Source organism: Methylobacterium sp. 174MFSha1.1, from assembly GCF_900116815.1.
Taxonomy (GTDB): Bacteria; Pseudomonadota; Alphaproteobacteria; order Rhizobiales; family Beijerinckiaceae; genus Methylobacterium.
In genome coordinates this window covers 113235-123735 of the sequence record NZ_FPCB01000025.1, presented here as the reverse complement: position 1 = coordinate 123735, position 10501 = coordinate 113235, and the positions used below count along the sequence as shown (strand labels likewise).

Sequence of the window (10501 nt, the reverse complement as noted above, 5' to 3'; positions counted from 1 at the left end):
GTCGCGTCCCGCCGCCGCTTGAGGAGCGGCGGGACGCGACCTTCGGTGAGCAAGGAGCTGTAAGCACGGCCAAGGCCAGAGCAGGATGAGGGACCTGGGACCAGGACACTCCGCCACGTCATCGCGCGTCACAGCGCGTCGGGATGTTGGGAGCCTGGTTCTTCGCAAGGAACGCTTGTGCGCACCCCTTGGTGGCCCGCCGTCGTCCTCGTCGCATCAACCGCGGCGGCACGACGGCATCAGAGGCCGGATACATGACTGCTCCTGAACCGACTGGCTCAAACCGATGCTCACAAACCCTTGCGAAACGGGGGCCGTCCATACATGACGTGGAGGGTGGCAACTCCGTCGGGCGAGCCGCGCAGGCTCCGAGGAATTCTCCCATGCTCTCCGTCGAGACCATCGATCTCCATTACGGCGCGGCGCAGGCCCTACGCGGCGTCTCGCTCCAGGCCGAACTCGGCAAGGTCACCGCGGTGCTCGGCCGCAACGGCGTCGGCAAGACGTCGCTCATGCGCGCCATCGTCGGCCAGCAGCCGGTGTCGAAGGGCGCGGTCAAGCTCGACGGGCGCGACATCAGCCGGCTGGCGCCCTACGACCGCGCCCGCCAGGGCATCGCCTTCGTGCCGCAGGGCCGCGAGATCTTCCCGCTTCTCACCGTGAAGGAGAACCTCGAGACGGGCTTTGCCCCCTGCAAGCGCGCCGGCCGCTACGTGCCGGCCGAGATCTACGACCTCTTTCCCGTCCTCAAGGACATGCTGGGGCGGCGCGGCGGCGACCTCTCGGGCGGCCAGCAGCAGCAGCTCGCCATCGGCCGCGCCCTCGTCACCCGCCCCCGCGTCCTCGTCCTCGACGAGCCGACAGAAGGCATCCAGCCCTCGATCATCAAGGATATCGGCCGGGCGATCGATTATCTCCGCGGTAAGGGCGACATGGCGATCGTGCTGGTCGAGCAGTACTTCGAATGGGCCCGCGACCTCTGCGACACTTACGCGGTGATGGATCGCGGCCAAGTGGTCGAGGCGGGGCCGCGCTCGGGGATGGTCGAGGCGCAGGTGCGGCGGTGGTTGTCGGTGTGACGGGCGGCGGCTTCGAGGATGCCTGCGCCAGCATGATCGGGCCCGGGGGCTCGCCTTCGACCCGCGATCACGTTCCGAGCGCCAAGGCCGCCTTCAGAGTCTGCTGTTACGGCGCATAGGTTTCGGGTTTTCCGCAGGAAAATCGTCACTCGCGTTCAGATCGACCTGGAAGTGCTCGGCACTGGCATCGATCAGGCGACGGAGAACGCTCGAAGCCAGATCGAACTTGTGGTCGGGAATCGTCGTCGGCAGCCGACCGCCGGATTTGGGGTATCGGAACGCCGTGGCGTACGTCTTGAGGTAACCCAACCCCTGCATTGCGGTCCGGAGGGGATGGTCCTCGGGAAGTCTGTCGGCCAGACGGTCGAGGATGTGGACGTCCTTGACCTGGACGTGCTCTCCTTCCGAGGTGAGAAGAGCGAGGAGCAGCTTCTCTGCCGCCTGCTCCAGATGGTAGGCGTCGTTTCTACTTCTGCACTTGTGCAGAATGACCGCGTCCTTGAGGTCGCGGTCTGCGAGCCTAAGATGGTTGGCGATGTGAAGACTAGCGGGAGAAGACACGGACGGCATGCCCGGCGATGTCCCGGGTCCGCGAATTCGCGACGGCCAGATCCGATAGGAACTCGCTCTTGAGAGAGCACAGCACGTCCGCGTAGACCCCCGACCCCCGTTGCGTCTCGTAGCCGAGCAGCGGGTCGAGCAGGCGCTCGTCGGCGTCGTCGGGCAGAACCACCAGAAGGTCCCAATCGCTGTCCGGATCCGCGGTGCCCTTCGCCCGGCTGCCGAACAGCAGCACGTCTTCCGGGGCGTAGACGGCCTCAATCCGCTCGAGGAGCGTCTTCAGCGCGGGATACTCGGCCGTGGCGGGCACGAGTTCCGCGACGGATGCCGGCGTGGTCATCGTTCGATCCTCAGGCTTCCCATCTTAGCAAGCGTCCGGCTCGTCGTCACCGGGCATGGGCTCGGACGAGAGGTCGAGGCGCGATCCGGGACCGTGCCTCGACGGACGTGCCGTCAAGCTTTCATATTCCGAACCTGCGTCCGGCACAGGCCGCCGACCACCTTGCATTCCGCCCGCACCCGGATTATCTCCCCGATCAACAGTTCTGTTCGTGGCCGGTGAGGCTGCGGTGCGGGAGTGGGTCCCCCCGGGGCCCGCTCTTTTTTATTGCCGCGATGCCTCCCCGGGCGCGAGCCGAACGCCAGATTGCCTCCCCTCAAGGGCGCCCCTCGGGGGAGCCGCGGCACAGACACCCATGACCGACGCCCCAGACCAGAACCCGGCCGAGAAGCGCCTCATCACCGAGACCGGTGTTGCCGCGCGCGTCGCGCAGATCATCGAGCCCGCGATCGAGGGCCTCGGCTTCCGCCTCGTGCGGGTGAAGGTTTCCAGTCAGAACGGCTGCACGGTGCAGATCATGGCCGAGCGGCCGGACGGCACCATGTCGGTCGACGAGTGCGAGACCGTCAGCCGCACGATCTCGCCGATCCTCGACGTCGACGATCCGATCGGCGGCGCCTACTACCTCGAGATCTCCTCGCCGGGGATCGACCGGCCGCTGGTGCGGGCGGGGGACTTCTCCCGCTGGGCCGGCTACGAGGCCAAGGTCGAGCTGGCGATGCCGCTCGACGGGCGCAAGCGCTTCCGCGGCATCATCCGGGCGCCGGAAGGAGACACGGTCCGCATCGACCTGCCCGACGTCAAAGAGGGCCTGCCATCCTCCTACGACATTCCGCTGCGCGACATCGGCGAGGCCCACCTCGTCCTCACCGATGCCCTGGTGCGCGAATCCCTGCGGCGCGGCTCGGCCCCGCCGCAGGACGACGAGGAGGATGACGAGGACGAGGGCGCGAGCCCCTCCGTCACCCACTGAAGCCACGCCCCAGACCCGTAACGAACCAAAAAACCAGGAAGGACTGATCCGATGGCCGTCGTCAGCGCCAACAGGCTCGAACTTCTCCAGATCGCCGAGGCGGTCGCGCGCGAGAAGGTCATCGACCGCTCGATCGTGATCGGCGCCATGGAGGAGGCGATCGCCAAGGCCGCCCGCTCGCGCTACGGCGCCGAGACCGACGTCCACGCCGAGATCGACCCCCGCACCGGAGCGCTCCGCCTGTCGCGCCACCTCCTGGTGGTGGACGAGGTCGAGAACGACGCCCGCGAGATCGACCTGCCGGCGGCCCGCCGCCACAACCCGGCCGCCCAGGTCGGTGACGTGATCTCCGACACCCTGCCGCCGTTCGATTTCGGCCGCGTCGCCGCCCAGTCGGCCAAGCAGGTCATCGTCCAGAAGGTCCGCGACGCCGAGCGCGACCGCCAGTACGACGAGTACAAGGACCGCATCGGCGAGGTCGTCAACGGCCTCGTCAAGCGCGTCGAGTACGGCAACGTCATCGTCGATCTCGGCCGCGGCGAGGGCATCGTGCGCCGCGACGAGTCGATCCCGCGCGAGACCTTCCGCCCCGGCGACCGCATCCGCGCCTACCTGTTCGACGTCCGCCGCGAGGTGCGCGGGCCGCAGATCTTCCTCTCGCGCTCGCACCCGCAATTCATGGCCAAGCTCTTCGGGCAGGAAGTGCCGGAGATCTACGACGGCATCGTCGAGGTGAAGGCGGTCGCCCGCGACCCCGGCTCGCGCGCCAAGATCGCGGTGATCTCGCGCGATTCCTCGATCGACCCGGTCGGCGCCTGCGTCGGCATGCGCGGCTCCCGCGTCCAGGCGGTGGTCGGCGAGCTGCAGGGCGAGAAGATCGACATCATCCCGTGGTCGCAGGACCAGGCGACCTTCATCGTCAACGCGCTGCAGCCGGCCGAGGTGGTCAAGGTGGTGCTCGACGAGGAGGCCGATCGCATCGAGGTGGTGGTCCCCGACGACCAGCTGTCGCTCGCCATCGGCCGCCGCGGCCAGAACGTGCGGCTCGCCTCCCAGCTCACCGGCTGGGACATCGACATCCTGACCGAGGCCGAGGAATCGGAGCGCCGCCAGAAGGAGTTCGTCGAGCGCACCAACACCTTCATGCAGGCCCTCGACGTCGACGAGACGGTCGGCCAGCTCCTCGCCGCGGAAGGCTTCCGCTCCGTCGAGGAGATCGCCTATGTCGAGCCGACGGAGCTCGCCAACATCCAGGGCCTCGACGAGGAGACCGGCGCCGAGATCCAGGCCCGGGCCCTCGACTACCTCAACCGCATCGAGGCCGAGAACGATGCCCGCCGCATCGAGCTCGGCGTCGCCGACGAGCTGCGCGACATCGACGGCATCACCACCCCGATGATGGTCGCCCTCGGCGAGAACGACGTGAAGAGCGTCGAGGACCTCGCCGGCTGCGCCACCGACGACCTCGTCGGCTACACCGAAGGCCGCGGCCCCGAGGCGGTGCGCCATGCCGGCTATCTCGACGGGTTCGAGGTCTCCCGCGCCGAGGCCGAGGCGATGATCATGGCCGCCCGCGTCCATGCCGGCTGGATCGAGGCGCCCCCGCCCGAGGAGGTGCAGGAGGGCGAGGAAATCGAGGGCGGGGAGTTCGAGGGTGAGGAGGCCGAGGGCGACGAGTCCGGGACCGAGCACGCCGAGGGCGGGAACGAGGGTGACGAGTCCGAGACCGTACCGGTCGAGGAGGATGCCGCCGCGACCGCCGAGCGGCAGCCGACCTGAGGCGCGACGCGAGGATGGACGCGACCATGCAGGCCGACACCCAGGATGCGGACGCGCTGCCGCCGGACGTCCTCGACGCCGGCGCCGGGCGCGGTCGCGCCAACGCGGAGCGCACCTGCCTGGTCACGCGCGAGGCGGGCCATCCCGATCGGATGATCCGCTTCGCACTCGGCCCCGACAACCAGGTGGTGGCGGACCTGCGCGCCCGGCTCCCCGGCCGCGGCGCCTGGGTCACGGCGACCCGGGCCATGGTGCAGGAGGCGGTGAAGAAGCGGCTGTTCCAGCGCGCCTTCCGGCAGAAGGACGCCCGCGTGGCGGCCGATCTCGCCGATGTGATCGAGGCGGGGTTGCGCGAGGACCTGCGTCAGGGTTTCTCGCTTGCGAACAAGGCGGGCTGCGTCGTCACCGGCTTCACCAAGGTGGAGAGTGCCGTGGACAGCCCGACCGGGGTCAAGGCCTTGGTTCATGCCAGCGATGCGAGCCCGGACGGGCGCCGCAAGCTCGCCCAGGCATTGCGAAGGCGCTATGGCGATGCCATATCGAGGATCCCGGTGCTCGACGACCTGTCCGGTGAAGAATTGGACATGGCCTTGGGCCGGGATCATGTGATACACGCTGCCCTCGTCGCGGGAGCCGGCACTGCCGGCTTGCTCGCGCGTTGGCGTCGGCTCCACGTCTTCCGCGGCGGGACGGCGACGTCGGGACGTGCCGGAACGGAGTCGTCAGACTCCGACGCGGCGCTCCCGGACGCTGTCCAGGATGGTGGAACATCGCTGCGGACCGGCCCCCCGGAGGCCGGTGGTTGAGTGAATCGAATGGGATCGGCCCGGTTGCTGGGTGCGCTCCCGGGAACACGATGGGAGGCGGCCACCGGGAGGCCGGGTCCCGGGACGGACGAGAACCCCCAGGGTCTGAACTGAATGAGTGAGACGAAGAATCCGGGCGACAAGACGTTGCATACCGGTCCCGCCAAGACGCTGTCGATGAAGCGTCCGATCGAGCAGGGCACGGTGCGCCAGAGCTTCTCCCATGGCCGCTCCAAGTCGGTCGTGGTCGAGACGGTGAAACGTCGCCCCGGCGGCGCGCCGGCCCCGGCTGCGCCGAAGGAATCCGCACCGAGCCAGGCGCGCTCCGCTCCCCAGGGGCAGGGCGGCCGTCCGGGCGCCTCGCGCCAGGACCGCCCGGGCGCCTCGCGCTCCGGCGTCGTGCTGCGCACCCTGAGCGATCAGGAGCAGAGCGCCCGCATGGCCGCCCTCGTCGACGCGAAGCGTCGCGAGGAGGAGGAGCGCCGCCGCGCCGTCGAGGAGGCGCAGCGCCGCGCCGAGCGCGAGGCCGCCGAGATCCGCGAGCGCGAGGCCGCCGAGGCCCGCAAGCGCGAGGAAGAGGAGCGTCGCCGCCAGGAGGATGCGCGCAAGCGCCGTGCCGCCGAGGAGGCCGAGCGCCGCGCCCAGGAGGATGCGGCCGCCCGCGCGGCTCCGGCTCCGGCGCCCGCTCCGGTCGCCCCCGAGGCGCCGGCGGCTGCCCCGGCCGCTGCGGCCCCGCGCCCGGCGGCTCCGGCTCCGGCTGCGGCCCGTCCTGCCGCTCCGGCCGGTGCGCGTCCCGCCACCGCTGCGGGTGCTCGTCCGGCTGCGCCCGGCGCTCGTCCTGCCGCCGCCGGTGCCCGTCCGGGCGCTCCGGCCGGTGCGCGTCCGGCGGCTCCCGCGGGCACCCGCCCGGCGACCCCCAGCACCGGGATCACCCGCCCGAGCGCCCCGGCCGAGCCGCGCCGCACGCTGACGGCCGATGCCCGCAAGCCGCGCGACCTGAACTTCATGGCCCGCCCGGCGCCGAAGCCGGAGCCCGAGCCCGTCAAGCCCGAGCAGCCCACGGCGGCCAAGCCCGCGGCCGGTGCCAAGCCGGCGACGGGTGCCACCGCGCGCCCCGCCACCGGCCGCCCGGCCGCGGCGGAGGAGGAGGCCGAGACCAAGCGGGTCATCCGCCGTCCCGGCATGCCGCTCAAGGTCATCACCCCGCCCAAGACGCCGAAATCGCCGGGCGGCGACCGCAACCGCGGCCGCCTGACCATCGCGACGGCGACCTCGGGCGAAGACGAGCGCACCCGTTCGCTCGCCTCGTTCCGCCGCCGCAACCAGCGCCTGACCGGCCACCGCCAGGTGGAGCAGAAGGAGAAGCTGGCCCGCGAGGTGGTCATCCCGGAGACGATCACCATCCAGGAGCTCGCCAACCGGATGAGCGAGCGGGCGGTCGACGTCATCCGCATGCTGATGAAGCAGGGCCAGATCCACAAGATCACCGACGTGATCGACTCGGACTCGGCGCAGCTCATCGCCGAGGAGCTCGGCCACACCGTGCGCCGCGTCGCGGAGTCCGACGTCGAGGAGGGCCTGTTCGACGAGGCCGATACCGACGACGACACCCAGCCGCGGCCGCCGGTCGTGACCATCATGGGCCACGTCGACCACGGCAAGACCTCGCTGCTCGACGCGATCCGCAACGCCAACGTCGTCTCCGGCGAGGCGGGCGGCATCACGCAGCATATCGGCGCCTACCAGGTGACCTCGCCCTCCGGCGGCAAGATCACCTTCATCGACACCCCCGGCCACGCGGCCTTCACCTCGATGCGCGCCCGCGGCGCCCGGGTGACGGACATCGTGGTGCTGGTGGTGGCGGCCGATGACGGCGTCATGCCGCAGACGATCGAGGCGATCTCCCACGCCAAGGCGGCCGAGGTGCCGCTGATCGTGGCGATCAACAAGATCGACAAGCCCGACGCGAACCCGCAGCGGGTCCGCACCGAGCTCTTGCAGCACGACATCCAGGTCGAGTCGATGGGCGGCGAGACCCTCGAATTCGAGGTGTCGGCCAAGACCAAGGACGGCCTCGACGAGCTGCTGGAGGGCCTCGCCCTCCAGGCCGAGATCCTGGACCTGCGCGCCAACCCCGAGCGGTCGGCCGAGGGCACGGTGATCGAGGCCAAGCTCGACCGCGGCCGCGGCCCGGTGGCGACGGTGCTCGTCGAGCGCGGCACCCTGCGCACCGGCGACATCGTGGTGGCGGGCGCCGAGTGGGGCCGCGTGCGCGCCCTCGTCGACGATACCGGCCGCAACACCAAGGAAGCGGCGCCGTCGGTTCCGGTCGAGGTGCTGGGCTTCAACGGCACGCCGGAGGCGGGCGACCGCGTCGCGGTGGTCGAGAACGAGGCCCGGGCCCGCGAGGTCACCGAGTACCGGGCCCGCGTGAAGCGCGAGCGCGCGGCGGCCACCGGCAGCGGTGCCGGCCGGACGCTGATGGACATGATGCGGGACCTCAAGGAGGGCGCCGGCCGCAAGGAGTTCCCGCTCGTCATCAAGGGCGACGTGCAGGGCTCGGTCGAAGCCATATCCGGCTCGCTCGAGAAGCTCGGCAACGATGAGGTGATGGCCCGCATCCTGCACACGGGTGTCGGCGGTATCACCGAGTCGGACATCACCCTGGCCCAGGCCTCGGGTGCGGTCGTGTTCGGCTTCAACGTCCGCGCCCACAAGGAGGCCCGCGAGGCCGCCGAGCGGGCGGGCGTCGAGATCCGCTACTACAACATCATCTACGACCTCGTGGATGACGTGAAGGCGGCGATGTCGGGCCTGCTCCCGCCGACGCTCCGCGAGGAGCGCCTGGGCGAGGCGCGCATCCTCGAGATCTTCAACGTCTCGAAGGTGGGCAAGATCGCCGGTTGCCGGGTCGAGGACGGTCGCGTCGAGCGCGGCGCCCATGTCCGCCTCATCCGCGACAACGTGGTGGTGCACGAGGGCAAGCTCTCGCAGCTCAAGCGCTTCAAGGACGACGCCAAGGAAGTGTCGGCCGGCCAGGAATGCGGCATGGCCTTCGAGAACTACCAGGACATGCGTCCGCGCGACGTGATCGAGTGCTACATCGTGCACGAGGAGCGTCGCACGCTCTGACGCGAGCCCGCTGCCATCGGCCGTCCGCCGTCATGGCGGCGGCCGCCAAGAATACTGCGAGCCCGGGACGCCAGCGTCCCGGGCTCGTCGGTTCATAAGACGACAGCCGCGTGGGCCTGGAGGCCAGATGGCCGCCCCGCGGCCCGGTCCGAGCCCGGAGAGACGATGGTGCGCAAACCCCAGGAATCCGCAGGCCCCTCGCAGCGCCAGCAGCGCGTGGCCGAACTCGTGCGGCACGCCCTCGCCGAGGTGCTGAGCCGCGGCGACATCCAGGATCCGGTGCTGAGCCAGCACGTGATCACGGTGCCGGAGGTCCGCATGTCGCCGGACCTCAAGCTCGCCACCGCCTACGTCATGCCGCTGGGCGGCATGGACGAGCGCCCGGTGATCGAGGCGCTCGAGCGCAACAAGAAGGTGCTGCGCCAGGAGGTGGCCCGCCGGGTGGCGCTGAAATTCGCCCCTGACCTGCGCTTCCGCCGCGACGAGACCTTCGACGAGGCGGCGCGCATCGACGCGCTCCTGCGCAGCGACAAGGTCCAGCGCGACCTCGGGTCCGAGCCGGATGCCGAGGACGAGGACGCCTCCCCGGGCCGGTGAACCCCCGCCCGGGTGAAGACTTGAGACCCTACAGGATCGGCACGGACGAACGCGGGCGACAAGTCCCGCGGCGACCGCCGTTCGACAACGGACACAGGATGACGATGCACGAGGATCAGCCCGCAGAGCCCCCCGCGCCGCAGGCGACCCGCCCCGCGCGTGACGGAGCCCCCCGTCAGGACCGGCCCCGCGGCCGCGGCCGCCCGCCGGGCGACCGGCCCAAGCGCCGCGAGATCAGCGGCTGGGTGATCCTCGACAAGGGCGTCGGCATGACCTCGACCCACGCGGTCGCGGCGGTCAAGCGCGCCCTCAACGCCAAGAAGGCCGGCCACGCCGGCACCCTCGACCCGCTCGCCTCCGGCATCCTGCCGATCGCGCTCGGCGAGGCGACCAAGACCGTCCCCTTCGTGATGGACGGCCGCAAGGCCTACGTCTTCTCGGTCACTTGGGGCGTCGAGACCGACACCGACGACGCGGAAGGGCGCCCGGTCGCGACCTCCGACGACCGCCCGTCTCAGGAGCAGGTCGAGGCGATGCTGCCGCGCTTCGTCGGCGCGATCGAGCAGGTGCCGCCGCGCTACTCGGCGATCAAGATCCAGGGCGAGCGCGCCTACGACCTCGCCCGCGACGGCGAGGTGGTGGAGCTGGTCGCCCGGCCGGTGCAGATCGACCGGCTGGCCATCGTCGCCCATACGCCCGAGCGCACCGTGATCGAGGCCGAGTGCGGCAAGGGCACCTATGTGCGGGCCATCGCCCGCGACCTCGGCCGGGCGCTCGGCTGCTACGGCCACGTCTCGGCCCTGCGCCGCACCCGCGTCGGCCCCTTCGCCGAGGACCAGTCCTGCACCATCGGGGCGCTCGAGGCCGCCGAGGCCGAGGCCAACGCCGCTCTCCTGCGCCCGGTCGAGACGGCCCTCGACGCCGTGCCCCACGTGCCGGTCTCCCGCGACATGGCGATGCGGCTGATGCGCGGCCAGCCGGTGATCCTGCGCGGCCGCGACGCGCCGACCGAGGGCAAGGCCTACGCGACCTGCGGCGGCGTGCTCGTGGCGGTCGGCGACGTCGAGCGGGGCGAGCTCGTTCCGCACCGGGTGTTCCATCTCGGCGGCACCGCCCCGCGCAACGGCTGACAGCCTGTGTGATGTGCAAAGATTGCACCGTGAGAAACTGATCGTCCCACCCGCGACCTCATCCTGAGGTGCGACCGAAGGGAGCCTCGAAGGAGGCCTCCTTC

8 protein-coding genes and 1 pseudogene are annotated in these 10501 nt (G+C 70.8%); 7 read left to right on the top strand and 2 right to left on the bottom strand.

Annotation, left to right across the window (positions count from 1 at the left end; translation table 11 throughout):
• Positions 1 to 383 precede the first annotated feature (383 nt).
• Positions 384 to 1079, top strand: a complete 696-nt coding sequence (gene urtE, locus BM430_RS21865; protein ID WP_093569350.1) for an urea ABC transporter ATP-binding subunit UrtE — start codon at positions 384 to 386, stop codon at positions 1077 to 1079.
• Between the two features lie 93 nt (positions 1080 to 1172).
• On the opposite strand, the gene BM430_RS21860 is transcribed toward urtE, so the two are convergent.
• Together BM430_RS21860 and BM430_RS21855 are read right to left on the bottom strand one after the other, a co-directional pair.
• Complete coding sequence (locus BM430_RS21860; protein ID WP_093569349.1) at positions 1173 to 1649, bottom strand: HEPN domain-containing protein; 477 nt, start codon at positions 1647 to 1649, stop codon at positions 1173 to 1175.
• Complete coding sequence (locus BM430_RS21855; protein WP_093569348.1) at positions 1624 to 1980, bottom strand: nucleotidyltransferase domain-containing protein; 357 nt, start codon at positions 1978 to 1980, stop codon at positions 1624 to 1626. The genes BM430_RS21860 and BM430_RS21855 overlap by 26 nt, the downstream gene beginning before the upstream one ends.
• 355 nt (positions 1981 to 2335) lie before the next feature.
• Here BM430_RS21855 and rimP point away from each other — a divergent pair.
• The 6 genes and pseudogenes from rimP to truB all read left to right on the top strand — a co-directional run.
• Positions 2336 to 2932 (top strand): annotated as a pseudogene (gene rimP, locus BM430_RS21850) (ribosome maturation factor RimP); the annotation flags it as partial.
• 72 nt (positions 2933 to 3004) lie between these two features.
• Positions 3005 to 4732: a transcription termination factor NusA gene (nusA, locus tag BM430_RS21845; protein ID WP_093569346.1), complete on the top strand. Its 1728-nt coding sequence runs from the start codon at positions 3005 to 3007 to the stop codon at positions 4730 to 4732.
• Between the two features lie 26 nt (positions 4733 to 4758).
• The gene (locus tag BM430_RS21840; protein ID WP_093569363.1) at positions 4759 to 5538 is read left to right on the top strand and encodes an RNA-binding protein; all 780 of its coding nucleotides are present in this window, start codon (positions 4759 to 4761) and stop codon (positions 5536 to 5538) included.
• A 114-nt stretch (positions 5539 to 5652) separates the two neighbouring features.
• On the top strand, positions 5653 to 8670 hold the full coding sequence (infB, locus tag BM430_RS21835; RefSeq protein WP_093569345.1) for a translation initiation factor IF-2: 3018 nt from the start codon (positions 5653 to 5655) through the stop codon (positions 8668 to 8670).
• A 165-nt stretch (positions 8671 to 8835) separates the two neighbouring features.
• The gene (rbfA, locus tag BM430_RS21830) at positions 8836 to 9267 is read left to right on the top strand and encodes a 30S ribosome-binding factor RbfA (protein WP_093569344.1); all 432 of its coding nucleotides are present in this window, start codon (positions 8836 to 8838) and stop codon (positions 9265 to 9267) included.
• Positions 9268 to 9371: 104 nt separating this feature from the next.
• Entirely contained in the window at positions 9372 to 10397 is a 1026-nt protein-coding gene (gene truB / locus BM430_RS21825; protein ID WP_093569362.1) for a tRNA pseudouridine(55) synthase TruB, read from the top strand.
• Positions 10398 to 10501 lie beyond the last annotated feature (104 nt).

Bases quoted from the DNA above. Each gene is read 5' to 3' on its own strand.
- urtE (WP_093569350.1), top strand. From the start codon at position 384: ATGCTCTCCGTCGAGACCATCGATCTCCATTACGGCGCGGCGCAGGCC.
- BM430_RS21860 (WP_093569349.1), bottom strand. From the start codon at position 1,649: ATGCCGTCCGTGTCTTCTCCCGCTAGTCTTCACATCGCCAACCATCTT.
- BM430_RS21855 (WP_093569348.1), bottom strand. From the start codon at position 1,980: ATGACCACGCCGGCATCCGTCGCGGAACTCGTGCCCGCCACGGCCGAG.
- nusA (WP_093569346.1), top strand. From the start codon at position 3,005: ATGGCCGTCGTCAGCGCCAACAGGCTCGAACTTCTCCAGATCGCCGAG.
- BM430_RS21840 (WP_093569363.1), top strand. From the start codon at position 4,759: ATGCAGGCCGACACCCAGGATGCGGACGCGCTGCCGCCGGACGTCCTC.
- infB (WP_093569345.1), top strand. From the start codon at position 5,653: ATGAGTGAGACGAAGAATCCGGGCGACAAGACGTTGCATACCGGTCCC.
- rbfA (WP_093569344.1), top strand. From the start codon at position 8,836: ATGGTGCGCAAACCCCAGGAATCCGCAGGCCCCTCGCAGCGCCAGCAG.
- truB (WP_093569362.1), top strand. From the start codon at position 9,372: ATGCACGAGGATCAGCCCGCAGAGCCCCCCGCGCCGCAGGCGACCCGC.